Genomic DNA, 13,447 nt, shown 5'->3' with positions numbered 1-13,447 from the left:
GGTCAGAGTGGAGACGACGTACTACGACCACGGAACCACGGCCGAGCGCTGGGAGCGCGGGCGGCAGTTCTTCGACGCCCGGGACTACGCGGGCGCGGCGCGCGTGCTGGCAGGGCTGGTCAAGGAGGTGCCGGAGCAGACCGGTCCCCGGCTGCTGCTGGCCCGTGCCTACTACCACTCGGCCCAACTGAGCCGTGCGGAGGCCGAGTTGCGGGCGATCGTGGAGCGTGACCCGGTGGAGCACTACGCCCGGCTGATGCTGGGCCGCACGCTCCAGCGGCAGGCGCGGCACGACGAGGCGGAGACGCACCTGCGGATCGCCTCGGCGCTCGCGGGAGACTTCGCGGACGACTGATCGCGAACGACTGAGCATCCCCCGCCCAAGGGCCCGGTTCCGTAAGGAGCCGGGCCCTCGCCGTACCGCCGTACGCCGCGGACGCGCCTCGCGCCGGGGCGCGGGCGCGCAGGGGTCGCCGCATACGAGGCCGGGAACGCACCCGGCCAGGAACAGGGTGACCGCGGAGTCGGCGGGGACCTCCCCGAGGGGGCCATCCATGCTCCGGCGAGGCCCGCCGCGGTGCCCCGCCGGGACACGGGTGCCGTCGCGGCCGGGGCCGCGAGCGTCGCCGACGGCCGGTACGTGAGACGGGCCGCCTTGCCGATCGCGGGGCCACGGTCCGCCGACCGCCGGGTGCACGGGCCGCCTCCTCAGCCGCCCACCACCCAGCCAGGCACCCCCAGCCACACAGACGACAGCGGAGCACAAGGGCCGCGACGGCGGGTCAGCCCGTACCGCCGACCACACGAACCGCCTCCTCCTCCACCCACCACCAGCCACGCACCCCCAACCGCCCACCCACACAGACGGCAGCGGAGCGCAACGACCGCGAAGACGGGTCAGCCCATGCCGCCGGGTGCGCGGCGGGCCGAGGGCGGTGGTGGCGGGCTGCGGGGTCGGGCCCGTCCCGCTCCGGTGGAGCGTGTCACTTCGTGCCGGCCCCGCTGCGGTGGGTGCGGCGGTGGGCTATCTCGCCGAGCGCCATGTCCACGGCGAGGAACGCGGCCAGCGGGATGCCGAGCAGCGGGACGAAGTAGCCGAGGACGGCCGTCGCCGCCAGCGCGGGGACCAGGACGTACGGGGACACCTGCGCCCAGGCGCCGCGTGGCAGGGGCCGGCCGAAGGCGGTGCCACGGCCGCGCTGCCACCACATGCGGTAGCCCCACAGGATGAGCAGCACCAGGGCCAGCGCGAGCAGCGCCAGGCCGATCTGGTTGACGATCCCGAACAGGCTGCCGCTGTGCAGGTCGATGCCCCAGCGGCTGAGCTTGGCGAGCAGCGGGTAGTCGTCGAACCGCAGGACGTCGGTGACCCGGCCGGTGGCCGGGTCGACGGCGACCGAGTCCTGCTTCTCCGGCCAGCTGCGCTGGATCTGCCGGACGACGTATGCCGAGTTCGCGTCGGCGGGCGGGACGATCTCCACCGGATCGCCCAGCCCTTGCGTCCGGGCCGCCGCGAGCACGGTGTCCAGGCCGACGCCGTGCGCGGCGTCCCCGCCGGTGCCGGCCGCGGCGCCGTGGCCCGCGTGTTCGCCGCCGGCGACCGCCGCCGACACCGACGGGGTGGCCTGGCCGAGCGAGGCGCGCAGGTCGTCGATGTTCGCGCCGGCGTACGTCGACCAGGTCAGGCCGGTCGCCGACAGGAAGAGAAAGCCGGCCGCGGCCCAGGCGCCGACGCCGCCGTGCAGGCCGAGGGTGCGGCGTCGCCCGCTGGTCCCCCGCACCCTGCGCAGGGCGCGCCGCCGGGAGAACCACAGCACGAGCCCGCCGCCCGCGATCACCCACAGCCAGCTCGCGGCCAGTTCGCTGTAGAGCCGGCCCACATCGCCGAGGTGCAGATCGCGGTGGAGTTCGTCGATCCAGGTGCGCAGGGGCAGGGCGCCGCTCGCGCCGTACTGCTCCAGCGCGCCGCGCACGGTCCCGGTGTACGGGTCGACGAAGACGGCGAGGGTGTGGTCCGGGTCGACGCCCGGGACGCCGGTGAGCAGCACCCGGGTGGTGGCGTCCGGCCGCGGGGCGGGGCGCACGGCGGCGACGGTGCCCTCGGGGTGGGCCTTGCGGGCCGCGGCCACCTGCTCGGAGACGGGCAGTTCCAACGGGCCGACCGGGACTGTCAGTTCATGGGAGTAGACCAGCCTCTCCGCCTGGTAGGAGCTGGCGTACAGAAATCCGGTCACGGCGGCGACCAGCAGGAACGGGGCGACAAGCACACCGGCGTAGAAGTGCAGCCGCAGCACCAGGGGGCGCAGCGGGGCCCAGCGGCTCGGGGCGGGCGACGGAGCGGGGGGCCGGGCGGCCTCGTCCCTGGTGGTCGGTGCAGCGGTGGACATCGGCGGCTTCTCCGGGGGACTCGATCCTCAGGGATGACGGTCCAGTGGTCGGGGCGCCGGACGGACAAGTTCCCGCACCACGAAGTGATGTACGTCACGCAAGGGTGCGGAGCCGCCGTGTCACGGGGGAACCGCCGTGGCATGCTGGCGCGATGGCAGCTCCCACTGATCGAGCATCCCTCGCCGAGCGGGTCGAGGAACTCCTCGCCGCCGACGGTCCGTTGCCCATCGTGACGGCGGGCGACCCGGTGCTGCGCCGCCCGGCCGAACCGTTCGACGGGCAACTGGAGCCCTCGTTGCTGGCCCGGTTCGTCGAGGCCCTGCGGCACACCATGCACGCGGCGCCGGGCGTCGGGCTCGCCGCGCCGCAGGTCGGCGTGGGGCTGCGGATCGCGGTCGTCGAGGACCCGGCGGCGGTGCCGGACGAGATGCGGCTGGCCCGCGGGCGGGTGCCGCAGCCCTTCCGGGTGCTGGTGAACCCCTCGTACACGCCGGTGGGCGACGGCCGGGCCGCCTTCTTCGAGGGCTGTCTGAGCGTGCCGGGGTGGCAGGCGGTGGTGGCCCGGCACGCCGAGGTGCGGCTGCGCGGCGAGGACGAGCGGGGCCGGGCCCTGGACGAGGTGGTCACCGGGTGGCCGGCCCGGATCGTGCAGCACGAGACGGACCACCTCGACGGCACCCTCTACCTCGACCGTGCCGAACTGCGCTCCCTGTCCTCGCACACGGCGATGGCGGAGCGGTGGACGCAGCCGACACCCGAGGCCGCCGCGGCGGCCCTGGGCTTCGAACTGCCCTGAGGCGGCGGGCGGCCCGCGCGGTCACCCCCGGTAGTCCTCCAGCAGGCGCAGCCACACCTCGCTGATCGTCGGGTACGACGGCACGGCGTGCCACAGGCGGCTGATCGGGACCTGTCCGGCGACGGCGACGGTCGCCGAGTGGATCAGCTCGCCCACGCCGGGGCCGACGAAGGTGACCCCGCGCAGGATCTCGTCCTCCAGGTCGACGACCATGCGGGCGCGGCCCTTGTAGCCGTCGCCGTACAGGCCGGCGCCGGCCACCGAGGAGAACTCGACGTCGACGGCCCGCACCCGGTGGCCGGCCTGTTCCGCCTCCGCCAGGGAGAGCCCGACGGCGGCCGCCTCGGGGTCGGTGAAGACGACCTGGGGTACGGCGTGGTGGTCGGCGGTGGCCGTGTGCGGGCCCCAGGGCTCGGCCCGGGCGGGGTCGCCCGCGGCGCGGGCGGCGATGGCGGCGCCCGCGATCCGGGCCTGGTACTTGCCCTGGTGGGTCAGCAGCGCGCGGTGGTTGACGTCGCCGACCGCGTACAGCCAGTCGGTTCCGGTGACCCGGAGGCTGTCGTCGACCGGCAGCCACGACCCGGATTCGAGACCGACGGTGTCCAGCCCGATGTCGTCGGTGTGCGGGACGCGGCCGGTGGCGAAGAGGATCTCATCGCCCTCGACGCGGTCGCCGGCCGCGGTGACCGCGACGACGGTGCCGTTCTCCCGGGTCACCGACTCGACGGAGGTGCCGGTACGGATGTCGGCGCCGGCGTCCGCGAGGGCCTCGGCCACGAGTTCACCGGCGAAGGGCTCCATGCGGGGCAGCAGGCCCTTGCCGCGGACCAGGACGGTGACCTGGGAGCCGAGGGCCTGCCAGACAGTGGCCATCTCGGTGGCGACCACGCCGCCGCCCACCACGATCAGCCGGCCGGGCACGGACCGCGCGCTGGTCGCCTCCCGGCTGGTCCACGGTTTCACGTCGGCGAGTCCTGGCAGGTCGGGCAGCAGGGCGCGGGTGCCGGTGCAGACGGCGACGGCGTGCCGGGCGGTCAGGGTCCGTACGGCGCCGTCGGCGCCGGTCACGGTGACCGTGCGGGGTCCGGCCAGCCGGCCTTGGCCGCGGTACAGGTCGGCGCCGATGCCCTCGACCCACCGGACCTGGCCGTCGTCCTTCCAGTGCGAGGTGTACGCGTCGCGGCGGGCGAGGACCGCGGGCGCGTCGAGGGGGCCCTGCACGGCCTGGTCCAGGCCCGGCAGGCGGCGGGCGTCGGCGCGGGCGATGACCGGGCGCAGCAGGGCCTTGCTGGGCATGCACGCCCAGTAGGAGCACTCGCCGCCGACCAGCTCGCTCTCCACGATCGCGGTGGACAGGCCGGCCGCCCTGGTGCGGTCGGCCACGTTCTCCCCCACGGGCCCGGCCCCGAGCACCACGACGTCATAAGCGATGGATTCCGTTTCCGTCATGGGGACAAGTCTGGTGGGTGGGCTACGGGGCGGCCACACGGGGTGTGCCCGGTGGCCACACGGGTACGCGGCCGGAATACGTACGCGGGCGGCCGTGTTGCGCAGACGGCTCGACCCCACACCAGGAAGAGGGAATGACGCATGAGCAGCACCGTGGAGCTCACCAAGGAGAACTTCGACCAGACGGTCACGGAGAACGGGTTCGTCCTGATCGACTTCTGGGCGTCCTGGTGCGGCCCGTGCCGTCAGTTCGCGCCGGTGTACGAGAAGGCGGCCGAGGAGAACCCGGATCTGGTGTTCGGCAAGGTGGACACCGAGGCGCAGCCGGAGCTGGCCGCGGCCTTCGGTATCCAGTCGATCCCGACGCTGATGATCGTCCGCGATCAGGTCGCCGTCTTCGCCCAGCCGGGCGCGCTCCCGGAGGCCGCGCTGACGGACGTCATCGGGCAGGCCCGCAGGCTGGACATGGACGAGGTCCGCAAGAGCATCGACGCACAGGCGTCGAACGCCCAGAGCGAGTGACCCCGCCCCACCCCTGAGGCCTCCGGCCCCGGGTCGGCAGCCCGATGTGGATGGTGCTTAGCCGGGGCCGCGGCAGCCGACCCGGCATCAGGTCATCGGCGCCGCTCACGGCGGTGTCCTCGGCGCTGCGCACCCCCTCGTCCTGGAGGGCTCGCATCAGCAGCATGGCGTACTCGTCGTCGCTCGCGGACACCGCGCCCAACCGGCATCGGAATGCGGCCAGTTGGGCGGCGCAGCTGCCCGACGCCGTCGTGGTCCCTCAGCACGGCATGCGCCCCGTCGACGCGCTCGGGACCCACGGCCCGGGCGCCGGCCCGTTTGAGGGGTGCGACGCCCCGGGGCCCCGTGGCATCCACGAAGCCACCGATGGGAGCGCGTGGCCGGTGGCATGCTGCGCGGTGACGCCGCTCCCCCGATGCCGCCTCGCACCGTGCGCGGGCGATGGTGGGGTCCGTGCTGTTCGGCTACGAGGGGCAGCCGTTCCCGTGCGCCGGGGCGGCGTCCGGCGCCGTCCCGCAGGGGCTGGTGGACGGGTTCACCGCGCACGGCCGCACCGCGCTCGCCGGGCCGGAATCGGTGCGGGTCACCCGGGCGACCAGGTCCAGCCAGCCGGCCTCAAGCCGCTCCAGCGGCATGCCGCACTGCCGGGTGAGGTGGTGGACCAGGACGGGGCTCAGATAGCCCATCAGGGTCTGCGCCAGCAGCTCGCAGTCCCCCGCGGGCACGGCCTGGCGCAGCAGCAGGACCACATGGCTGTGCTGAACGCGGCGCGGCGCAGCCGAGAAGCGGCGCTCCGGGTGGGGTTCGGCCGCCAGCTGGAGTTCCAGTTCGCCGCCCATGCGGTGCAGCAGGGCGACACCGAACGCACCCAGCCGCTCCACCGGTCCGGCGCCGGGACCCAGCGGCGGTGGGCCGCTCATGAACGCGGCCTGGAACTTCCTCTCCGAGTGGTCCAGCAGGGCCGCCAGCAGGCCCGTGCGGTCGCCGAAGCGGCGGAAGACGGTGCCCTTGCCGACGGAGGCCGCCGCGGCCACCGCCTCCATCGTGAGGTTCGCGGCGCCCTGCTCCCGCACCAGGTGGGCCGCGGCCTCCAGCAGCCGGGCGCGGTTGCGGGCGGCGTCGGCGCGCAGGCAGGGCTCGTCGTCCACCGAACCGACTTCGAGGAGCGGCATGTCGACCGGCTCCGGGGGCGGTGTAAGAGGCGGCAGGGCGCTGGACATGAACACAGCGTAAAGCACACGGAAGGAACTGGACCGCGGTCCGGTTAGACTGCTACAACATTAAACGGACCTCGGTCCGCTTTGTAACGTCAATGTTTCAGCCCCTGGAGTTCCCATGTCTGTTCGCATCCTCGCCCTCGTCGGCAGCCTTCGCGCCGGTTCCACCAACCGGCAGCTGGCCGAGGCCGCCGTGAAGGTCGCTCCCGAGGGCGCCGAGGTCACGGTGTTCGAGGGGCTGGCCGACATCCCCTTCTACAACGAGGACATCGACGTCGAGGGCAGCGTCCCGGCCGCCGCCGCCAAGCTGCGCGAGAAGGCCCAGGCCGCCGACGCGTTCCTGCTGTTCTCGCCCGAGTACAACGGCACCATCCCGGCCGTGCTGAAGAACGCCATCGACTGGCTGTCCCGCCCGTACGGAGCCAGCGGCTTCGGCGGCAAGCCGGTCGCCGTGATCGGCACCGCGTTCGGCCAGTACGGCGGCGTGTGGGCCCAGGACGAGGCCCGCAAGGCCGTGGGCATCGCCGGCGGCAAGGTCATAGAGGACATCAAGCTGTCCATCCCCAGCTCGGTGACCCGCTTCGCCGAGACCCACCCCTCCGACGACGCCGAGGTCGCCGCCCAGCTGACCGAGGTCGTCGCCCGCCTGCACGGCAACGTGGGCGCAGCCGCCTGACCGCCACACCCAAGGGGTCCGGAACCCACCCGGGTTCCGGCCCCGCCGCGTCCCCCGACCCACACCTCACCCCGACGCCCGCCCCGCGCGACCGGCCCCGGCAGTCGGTGAACGACCGCCCGACACGCACTGACCGCCCGCCCCGGTCCCCGCGCACCGAGTGCCACCCGCGTCCATCGCCGGCGGCCGTGCGGCACACCGTCGCGACGACGGCGAGACTGGGCGCGCCCCCGCGGCACACGGCACCCGCGCTCCGCCGCGTCGACCGCGATCGTGCGCACCCCCCGGGTGCCGCCCCGACGCGCGGCCTCGGCGACGCGGGCGCGTCGGTGCGGTTGAGTACCGGGGCGTCCTCCGGCAGCCCCGGCCGGGGGCGAGGGCCGTGGTGACGGCGCGCTCCGGTGCGGGAGACCGCGTGCGCGCGTACGGCGGAGGCGTCCCTCCGGGCGGGTGGGTTCTCCCCCGGACATCGCCTCGGTGGGCAGCCGCTCGCCGTGTCGGTTCGTCCTGCGAAGGACGTGCATCGTACATGCCATATGCGTCCCGCATGTAATGTGGCCCATACATGCACATGTGCCAGGATGGAACGGCCGTACGCGGGGACATACCGCGGGACGGCCGCACGGTTGAGGAGGCTCAGGCACATGATCAGGCCGACGCACGAGGTCGAGTACGAGCAGATGCTGCTCAGCCGCCACACGTTCATGAACCAGATGGGCGGTCGGCGCAAGGACAGCGTCCTGGAACGCAGCGCGTACATCCTGCTCAGCCGCATCCGCGTGCAGGGGCCGATGTCGATCGGGGAGCTGAGCGACGCCTTCGGACTCGACGCCTCCACACTCAACCGGCAGACCGCCGCGGCCATGCGCGCCGGCCTCGTGGAACGCATCCCGGACCCGGCCGGCGGCATGGCGCGCAAGTTCCGCATCACCGACCAGGGGGCGCGCCTGCTGGACGAGGAACGCGAGGGCATCGTGCGCAGCCTGGACCTGGTCATGGCGGACTGGTCGGACGAGGACATCGCCGCCTTCGCCGACTATCTCAAGCGTTTCAACTCCGGCATCGAACGCATCGGCGGCCGGCCCTGGCCCCGCCCGTAGCGCGCGACACCGTCCGCGGGGCGGGAACCCGCTCGGGGGCCTGAGCGAAGTCGCCGCCCCGGGGTGCGACCCTTGAGCGGAACCGGTCACCGGCGGGCCCGCCGGCGCCCCGTCGCGGGAGGAAACGCACCTGAGTACCCACACCGTCGTCACCGAGGCCGTCTCGGTGGTCCTGCTGCTGGGCGTGCTGGCCTTCGCCGTCGTACGGCCGCGCGGGCTCCCGGAAGCCACCGCGGCCGCCCCGGCGGCGGCAGTGGCCGTGGCGGTGGGTGCGGTGTCCGCCGAGGACGCCTGGCAGCAGACGCGGGCCCTGCTGCCGGTGGTCGTGTTCCTCGCGCTGATCCTGATGCTCGCCCAACTGTGCGCGGACGAGGGCCTGTTCGAGGCGGCAGGGGCCGCCGTCGCCCGCTGGTGCGGCGGCAGCCCGCGGCGGATGCTCACCGGGGTGTTCGCGGTCGCCGCCGCGATCACCGCCGTGCTCAGCCTGGACGCGACCGTCGTCCTGCTGACGCCCGTGGTGTTCGCCACCGCCGCCCGGGTCGGTGCGCGGGCCCGGCCGCATGTGTACGCGACCGCCCACCTGGCCAACTCCGCTTCCCTGCTGCTGCCGGTGTCGAATCTGACGAACCTGCTGGCATTCGCGGCCAGCGGGCTGTCCTTCACCCGGTTCGCGGCGCTGATGGCGCTTCCCTGGCTCGCCGCCGTCGCGATCGAGTACGCCGTCTTCCGCGGCTTCTTCCGCGCCGACCTGGCCGTGCCCCCGACGCCCGGCCCGTCGCCGGGCAGCGGGCCGGGCGTGCCGGTGTTCACGCTGGTCGTGGTGGCCCTGACGCTGGGCGGCTTCGTGGTGACGTCGTTCGCCGGGCTCGAACCCGCCTGGGCGGCGCTCGCCGGGGTGCTCGTGCTCGGCGGGCGGGCGCTGTGGCAGCGCCGGACCGGGCCGCGCGAACTGGCCGGCGCGGCGGCCCCGATGTTCTGTCTGTTCGTGCTCGGCCTGGGCATCGTGGTGAAGGCGGTCGTCGACAACGGACTGGACGCCGGGCTCGGCCGGCTGCTGCCCGGCGGCACCTCGCTGCCCGCGCTGCTCGGCGTCGCGGCCGTGGCGGCACTGCTCGCCAATGTGATCAACAATCTGCCCGCGGTGCTGGCGCTGCTGCCCCTGGTGCAGCCGGGCGGTGCCGGACCGGTCCTCGCGGTGCTGATCGGCGTCAACCTCGGCCCCAACCTGACCTATGTGGGCTCGCTCGCCACCCTGCTGTGGCGGCGTGTCCTGCACGCGCACGACGCCCGCGCCGAACTCGGCTCCTTCACCCGGCTCGGCGTGGTGACCGTTCCGGCCACGCTGCTTGCCTCCACCCTGGCCCTGTGGGGAATGCTGCATCTCGTGGGGACCTGACCGCGCCACCGCCACGGACCGCCGCGGGAGCCGCCGATGAGCGTCATCGTCTGGATCGTCGAGGGCATCTGGCCGGCCTGCGTCGACGCGGCGCGCGCCCGGGCCGCGCCCGGCGAGGAGATCGCGCTGCTGTACGTCCGCGACGACACCCTCGCCGAGACCGCGCACGGCGCGTTCGCCGGGCTGCTCGGCCGCGGGCACCCCGAGCGTGACCCGGGCACCAGGCTGGAGCGGATGGCGGCGGCCTCCGGCCGGGACCTGCTGCGGGCCGCCGCCGACCGGCTCGGCCGCCCGTGCACGTTCGTGGAGCGCGGCGGCCGGGTGGAACGGGAGGTCGTCGCCGCGGCACGGGACGCCGGTCTGCTGGTCTGCGCCCGGGACGGCGACCCGGCCCGGCTCGGCCCGCGCAGCCTCGGTCCGGCCGCCCGGTTCGTCGTCGACCACGCCCCGTGCCCGGTCCTGCTGGTCTGGCCCGGCGAGGCCCCGCACACCCCGCTACCGCCGCCTCCGCCGCACCCGCACCCGGGCCGCCGCCCTTGACCGACCGTCCCGGCCGCGGTCAGCCCCACAGCGCGGTGGCGCAGGCGGCACCGGTGAACGCCGCGCCCAGGCCCGCCACCACGCTCGCCGCCACGTTGGCGACGGCGAGGGACCGCGCCCCGTCCTGCGCCAGCCGCAGCGTCTCGTAGGAGAACGTCGAGTACGTCGTGAGCGCCCCGCACAGCCCGGTACCCAGCGCCAACTGCAGCCGGTCCGGGGCGGCCCCCGCCGTCGCGGCCCCGGCCAGCAGGCCCAGGACGAGACAGCCGGCCACGTTCACGCTGAACGTGCCCCAGGGGAAGCCGGTGTCGTGCCGTCGCTGCACGGCCCGGTCGGTGAGGTACCGCAGCGGAGCCCCGACCATCGCGCCGGCCATGACCAGCAACCAGTTCATGCCCTGATCCGTCATCGTTGCGTCGTCATCCGTCGTCATCCGTCATCGTGCTGTCGTCGTTCTGTCATCGTGCTGTCGTCGTTCTGTCATCGTGGTGTCGTCGTTGCCGTCATCGCCCGCCCCGCCGCGCCCGTAGCGCCCGGCCGGTCGCCGTCGCCGCGAGCCACACCGCCGTGAGCGCCGCCGCCAGCGTCGCGGCCAGGTAGGCCAGCGCGGTGCGCGGACGCCCCTCGGCCACCAGTCGCTGGATGTCCACGGCATAGGTGGAGAAGGTCGTGAAGCCGCCGAGCACCCCCGTACCGAAGAAGGGCCGCACCAGCCGATGGACCGCCCGCGCCTCGCTGATGATCACCATGAACGCGCCGATCACCGCACAGCCGGCCGTGTTGACCCACAGGACCGTCCATGGAAAGGCGTCCGGGGCGGTGGGCCACAGCAGGGTGGCGCCGTACCGTGCCGCCGCGCCGATCCCGCCGCCGAGCGCCACCACCGCCACGACCGGCGCCTGCCCCGGGCCGAGCCGTCGTCGGGCGGGGGTGTGCGGTGCGGTGTCGGGACGCCTGAGCCGCTGCGCCGTCCTGGAGTCCGGGGCCGTCATGCGTGGTCTCTCCTACTCGCCGGGGCCCGCGCATGCGGGCGCGCACCGTTGCAAGCAGGGACCGTTGGCGGCACCGGTGCCGCGGTTCGGATACGGCGAGCCCCACCGCCGCGCTGGGCCGGGGGCCGCAGCGAAGCCCCCAGCATAGCGCGGTGCCGCCGTCACTCGCGGTCGGGCGGCAGCCGCAGGGCACGGGCCCGCCGCCGGTCGCGGCGGACCAGCACGGCCGTGCGGAACGCCACGATGAGCACGGCGCCGGCGAGCGGTACCAGGAAGGGGATCACGGCTGCTCCTCCTTCACCCCGGCGGCGTGCCGGCTCCGCGGACGGGCGCGTGGAATGTTCGGGTCGGCGGGCGGGGTGTTCGGGGCGGCGAGGAGGAACGGACAGACGGCGGCGAGCACGCCGATGACATCCATGGCATACGTCCTTCGGGCACGGGGCGGGAAACGCGGGAAACGCGGGAAACGCGGGGAAACAGGGAGCGACGGCCGCGCGGGGCGGGGCCGCGGCGTGGCCGGGCGGCGGTCCGGGCGTGCGGCGGGGCTCAGCCGACGCCGTCGCGCGCCACCGGGCGGGCGGGCCCGGGTTCGTCGGGGAAGAGGCGGTGCAACGGCCGTACGAACAGACAGGTCAGCCGCCAGGCGACGAGCAGCGAGGCGGCCGACGCCAGCACATGCAGCGCTCCCGGCACCGCCCCCGTGGACAGCACCGCGGCGAGCAGCAGTGCGTGCGCGCCGACGCCGAAGAGCCAGGCGAGCCCTGTCAGCAGGGTCAGCGCGACCGCGACCGGTACCCCGCCCATCCCCCAGCGGCCGAGGTCGACATCGGTGTCGAAGCTGTTCGCGGCGGCGGCGCCGACGGCGACCAGCAGCCAGAAGCACGCGACCACGACGAGGGCGGCGGTGAACAGGATCGACAGCGGGCCGGTGGCGGCCTCCCAGAGCGTCCGCATCGTACGACCCCCTCCCCGTCTGCGGCACGTACGGACGGCGTGCTCGGGCTGAGGCACCGGGCCTGCCCCGGCTCCGGACCGGGCACCTGTCGGTACCCGGCACCGGAGCCGTCCTCAGTGCTCCCCCGGCGTCATGATGCCCGCCCGGCAGACGCCCGCGCATTGCCGAAGCTCGGCAGCGTTCCTCGGTGTCTGGATGCCGGTGAGCCGCTGAGGACCCGTCACCGACGCGACGCGGTACCAGAGAAGCACGCGACACGGTGGGGGCAGGCAGTGTCCGCGCCCGCGTCCCGGTGGACGTTTCGGCCGACACCCGATCCGGGTGTGCCGGAGTCCCACCGGGCCCTTGGGAAGCGGGCCGCAGCGGGCAGGCGCGACCCGGGCCGGTCCGGCGCGCATCCGGCCGCGACCGCGCGGTCCGGCCGGGCACCCTCGCCTCGGCCGCGCGTACCCTCGCCGCCGCGCGACAGCCGCCCGACGCCTCCGTGGAGGACTGCGCACGGGCCGGCCGGCACGCCGGAGGCAGGCGGCATGCCACGGGTTCAAGGACGACCTGTTCCCGGGTCGCGGCGGCCCGGGACGGCCGAGCGCGCCGAGCGGTTCGGACCGCGCCCGTCGTACGCCCACGCGGTCGTCGGGGCCCAGGCCCCGGGCGCCCCGGCGAGGGCGGCGCGGCGGAGCAACCGGGTGCTGGGGTACGGGCGCCGGGCGGTGCGCTTCAGGGATCGCCGAGCAGGGCTCGGGTCAGCCGGGTCCGGTCCATCGCCGTCAACTCCGGTAAGCGCGCATTCCATTGGCCGGCCCATTCGTCCAAAGTGCGAGCCAGCGCACGGTGCAGGCGCCGCCGGGCCACCCGCAGCAGTACGGCGGCCACCGGGCGCAGCAGCAGCCGGCCCCGCACCGACACGGTGACATCGATCTCCCAGCGGCCGTGCGTCCTGCCCGGCCTCGGAACGGCGCGTGCCTCGGCGCGGGCGAAGGGGTGGTCGAGCCGGGCCCAGGCCGGGGCCCGGCGCGGGAGGCGGCCGGTGTCCGCCGCGTCCCACCAGTCGTCGAACCGGACCCGGGCCCGCCCGCCCGGGACAGCACCGGCCGCGCCGCGTCCGTCCGTACGCTGCCGGTCATCTCCAGCAGGCGCGGACGGTGCGGGCTGGTCAGGGTGCCGTCCAGGACGCCGTTCGCCTCCGGGTCGACGAGGGCGAGCCGTAACCGCAGCGCGCGCCGCGGGTCCCATTCCCGGACGGTGACCCGGATCGTCGTGTCCGCGGCGGGCCCGCCCTTCGGCCCGGTGCCGGTATCGGCGGCGTCGTCGGCAGCGGCAGCGGCAGCGGCAGCGGCAGCGGCAGCGGCAGCGGCAGCGGCAGCGGCAGCGGCAGCGGCAGCGGCAGCGGCAGCGGCAGCGGCAGCGGCAGCGTAC

General features: G+C 74.9%; 16 protein-coding genes and 2 pseudogenes. 7 read left to right on the top strand and 11 right to left on the bottom strand.

The features are described 5' to 3' along the window. Positions 1-7: 7 nt before the first annotated feature. Positions 8-355: a tetratricopeptide repeat protein gene (locus ACFYTE_RS04205; RefSeq protein ID WP_388704623.1), complete on the top strand. Its 348-nt coding sequence runs from the start codon at positions 8-10 to the stop codon at positions 353-355. A gap of 628 nt (positions 356-983) precedes the next feature. On the opposite strand, the gene ACFYTE_RS04200 is transcribed toward ACFYTE_RS04205, so the two are convergent. Beyond that, the gene (locus ACFYTE_RS04200) at positions 984-2,387 is read right to left on the bottom strand and encodes a PepSY-associated TM helix domain-containing protein (protein ID WP_388704622.1); all 1,404 of its coding nucleotides are present in this window, start codon (positions 2,385-2,387) and stop codon (positions 984-986) included. 152 nt (positions 2,388-2,539) lie between these two features. Between ACFYTE_RS04200 and ACFYTE_RS04195 the strand changes: the two genes are divergently transcribed. Next, positions 2,540-3,184, top strand: coding sequence for a peptide deformylase (locus ACFYTE_RS04195; protein ID WP_388704619.1), 645 nt, complete (start codon positions 2,540-2,542; stop codon positions 3,182-3,184). 21 nt (positions 3,185-3,205) lie between these two features. Here the strand turns inward: ACFYTE_RS04195 and ACFYTE_RS04190 are convergent, their stop codons facing one another. Continuing rightward, positions 3,206-4,633, bottom strand: a complete 1,428-nt coding sequence (locus ACFYTE_RS04190; protein WP_388704617.1) for a dihydrolipoyl dehydrogenase family protein — start codon at positions 4,631-4,633, stop codon at positions 3,206-3,208. Positions 4,634-4,774: 141 nt separating this feature from the next. On the opposite strand from ACFYTE_RS04190, the gene trxA reads away from it, so the two are divergent. Continuing rightward, entirely contained in the window at positions 4,775-5,155 is a 381-nt protein-coding gene (gene trxA / locus ACFYTE_RS04185) for a thioredoxin (RefSeq protein WP_388704615.1), read from the top strand. Here the strand turns inward: trxA and ACFYTE_RS04180 are convergent. Both ACFYTE_RS04180 and ACFYTE_RS04175 read right to left on the bottom strand, forming a co-directional pair. Further along, a pseudogene (locus ACFYTE_RS04180) lies at positions 5,073-5,499 on the bottom strand (hypothetical protein); the annotation flags it as partial. The gene trxA and the pseudogene ACFYTE_RS04180 sit on opposite strands and share 83 nt — an antisense overlap. Positions 5,500-5,619: 120 nt before the next feature. Next, the gene (locus ACFYTE_RS04175) at positions 5,620-6,375 is read right to left on the bottom strand and encodes a TetR/AcrR family transcriptional regulator (RefSeq protein ID WP_388704613.1); all 756 of its coding nucleotides are present in this window, start codon (positions 6,373-6,375) and stop codon (positions 5,620-5,622) included. A 115-nt stretch (positions 6,376-6,490) separates the two neighbouring features. On the opposite strand from ACFYTE_RS04175, the gene ACFYTE_RS04170 reads away from it, so the two are divergent. The 4 genes from ACFYTE_RS04170 to ACFYTE_RS04155 all read left to right on the top strand — a co-directional run bounded on the left by ACFYTE_RS04170 (position 6,491) and on the right by ACFYTE_RS04155 (position 10,084). Next, positions 6,491-7,048 carry an NADPH-dependent FMN reductase gene (locus ACFYTE_RS04170; RefSeq protein ID WP_388704611.1) on the top strand — a complete coding sequence of 186 codons (558 nt, stop codon included), beginning with the start codon at positions 6,491-6,493 and terminating at the stop codon, positions 7,046-7,048. A 644-nt stretch (positions 7,049-7,692) separates the two neighbouring features. Further along, positions 7,693-8,148, top strand: coding sequence for a MarR family winged helix-turn-helix transcriptional regulator (locus ACFYTE_RS04165; RefSeq protein WP_388704609.1), 456 nt, complete (start codon positions 7,693-7,695; stop codon positions 8,146-8,148). 166 nt (positions 8,149-8,314) lie between these two features. Beyond that, positions 8,315-9,544 (top strand): SLC13 family permease, encoded by a 1,230-nt coding sequence (locus ACFYTE_RS04160; RefSeq protein ID WP_388704607.1) that lies wholly within the window; start codon positions 8,315-8,317, stop codon positions 9,542-9,544. A 36-nt stretch (positions 9,545-9,580) separates the two neighbouring features. Continuing rightward, entirely contained in the window at positions 9,581-10,084 is a 504-nt protein-coding gene (locus ACFYTE_RS04155) for a universal stress protein (protein ID WP_388704604.1), read from the top strand. A gap of 19 nt (positions 10,085-10,103) precedes the next feature. On the opposite strand, the gene crcB (ACFYTE_RS04150) is transcribed toward ACFYTE_RS04155, so the two are convergent. The 7 genes and pseudogenes from crcB (ACFYTE_RS04150) to ACFYTE_RS04120 all read right to left on the bottom strand — a co-directional run. After that, complete coding sequence (gene crcB / locus ACFYTE_RS04150; protein ID WP_388704602.1) at positions 10,104-10,478, bottom strand: fluoride efflux transporter CrcB; 375 nt, start codon at positions 10,476-10,478, stop codon at positions 10,104-10,106. 109 nt (positions 10,479-10,587) lie between these two features. Continuing rightward, entirely contained in the window at positions 10,588-11,076 is a 489-nt protein-coding gene (gene crcB / locus ACFYTE_RS04145) for a fluoride efflux transporter CrcB (protein WP_388704599.1), read from the bottom strand. A 161-nt stretch (positions 11,077-11,237) separates the two neighbouring features. Continuing rightward, positions 11,238-11,360 carry a hypothetical protein gene (locus ACFYTE_RS04140; protein WP_388704598.1) on the bottom strand — a complete coding sequence of 41 codons (123 nt, stop codon included), beginning with the start codon at positions 11,358-11,360 and terminating at the stop codon, positions 11,238-11,240. Then, the gene (locus tag ACFYTE_RS04135) at positions 11,357-11,494 is read right to left on the bottom strand and encodes a hypothetical protein (protein WP_388704595.1); all 138 of its coding nucleotides are present in this window, start codon (positions 11,492-11,494) and stop codon (positions 11,357-11,359) included. The genes ACFYTE_RS04140 and ACFYTE_RS04135 overlap by 4 nt, the downstream gene beginning before the upstream one ends. A 128-nt stretch (positions 11,495-11,622) precedes the next feature. Further along, complete coding sequence (locus ACFYTE_RS04130; protein WP_388704594.1) at positions 11,623-12,030, bottom strand: hypothetical protein; 408 nt, start codon at positions 12,028-12,030, stop codon at positions 11,623-11,625. A 718-nt stretch (positions 12,031-12,748) separates the two neighbouring features. After that, positions 12,749-12,937, bottom strand: a complete 189-nt coding sequence (locus ACFYTE_RS04125) for a hypothetical protein (protein ID WP_388704592.1) — start codon at positions 12,935-12,937, stop codon at positions 12,749-12,751. Positions 12,938-13,184: 247 nt separating this feature from the next. Then, positions 13,185-13,447 (bottom strand): annotated as a pseudogene (locus tag ACFYTE_RS04120) (hypothetical protein); the annotation flags it as partial.

It is taken from the genome of Streptomyces sp. NPDC004629, assembly GCF_042873595.1.
GTDB lineage: Bacteria > Actinomycetota > Actinomycetes > Streptomycetales > Streptomycetaceae > Streptomyces.
The sequence above is the reverse complement of the archived record's forward strand: the minus strand, read 5'-3'. Positions and strand labels throughout refer to the sequence as shown.

Bases quoted from the DNA above. Each gene is read 5' to 3' on its own strand.
- ACFYTE_RS04130 (WP_388704594.1), bottom strand. From the start codon at position 12,030: ATGCGGACGCTCTGGGAGGCCGCCACCGGCCCGCTGTCGATCCTGTTC.
- crcB (WP_388704599.1), bottom strand. From the start codon at position 11,076: ATGACGGCCCCGGACTCCAGGACGGCGCAGCGGCTCAGGCGTCCCGAC.
- ACFYTE_RS04155 (WP_388704604.1), top strand. From the start codon at position 9,581: ATGAGCGTCATCGTCTGGATCGTCGAGGGCATCTGGCCGGCCTGCGTC.
- trxA (WP_388704615.1), top strand. From the start codon at position 4,775: ATGAGCAGCACCGTGGAGCTCACCAAGGAGAACTTCGACCAGACGGTC.
- ACFYTE_RS04195 (WP_388704619.1), top strand. From the start codon at position 2,540: ATGGCAGCTCCCACTGATCGAGCATCCCTCGCCGAGCGGGTCGAGGAA.
- ACFYTE_RS04135 (WP_388704595.1), bottom strand. From the start codon at position 11,494: ATGGATGTCATCGGCGTGCTCGCCGCCGTCTGTCCGTTCCTCCTCGCC.
- ACFYTE_RS04170 (WP_388704611.1), top strand. From the start codon at position 6,491: ATGTCTGTTCGCATCCTCGCCCTCGTCGGCAGCCTTCGCGCCGGTTCC.
- ACFYTE_RS04175 (WP_388704613.1), bottom strand. From the start codon at position 6,375: ATGTCCAGCGCCCTGCCGCCTCTTACACCGCCCCCGGAGCCGGTCGAC.
- crcB (WP_388704602.1), bottom strand. From the start codon at position 10,478: ATGAACTGGTTGCTGGTCATGGCCGGCGCGATGGTCGGGGCTCCGCTG.
- ACFYTE_RS04165 (WP_388704609.1), top strand. From the start codon at position 7,693: ATGATCAGGCCGACGCACGAGGTCGAGTACGAGCAGATGCTGCTCAGC.
- ACFYTE_RS04190 (WP_388704617.1), bottom strand. From the start codon at position 4,633: ATGACGGAAACGGAATCCATCGCTTATGACGTCGTGGTGCTCGGGGCC.
- ACFYTE_RS04200 (WP_388704622.1), bottom strand. From the start codon at position 2,387: ATGTCCACCGCTGCACCGACCACCAGGGACGAGGCCGCCCGGCCCCCC.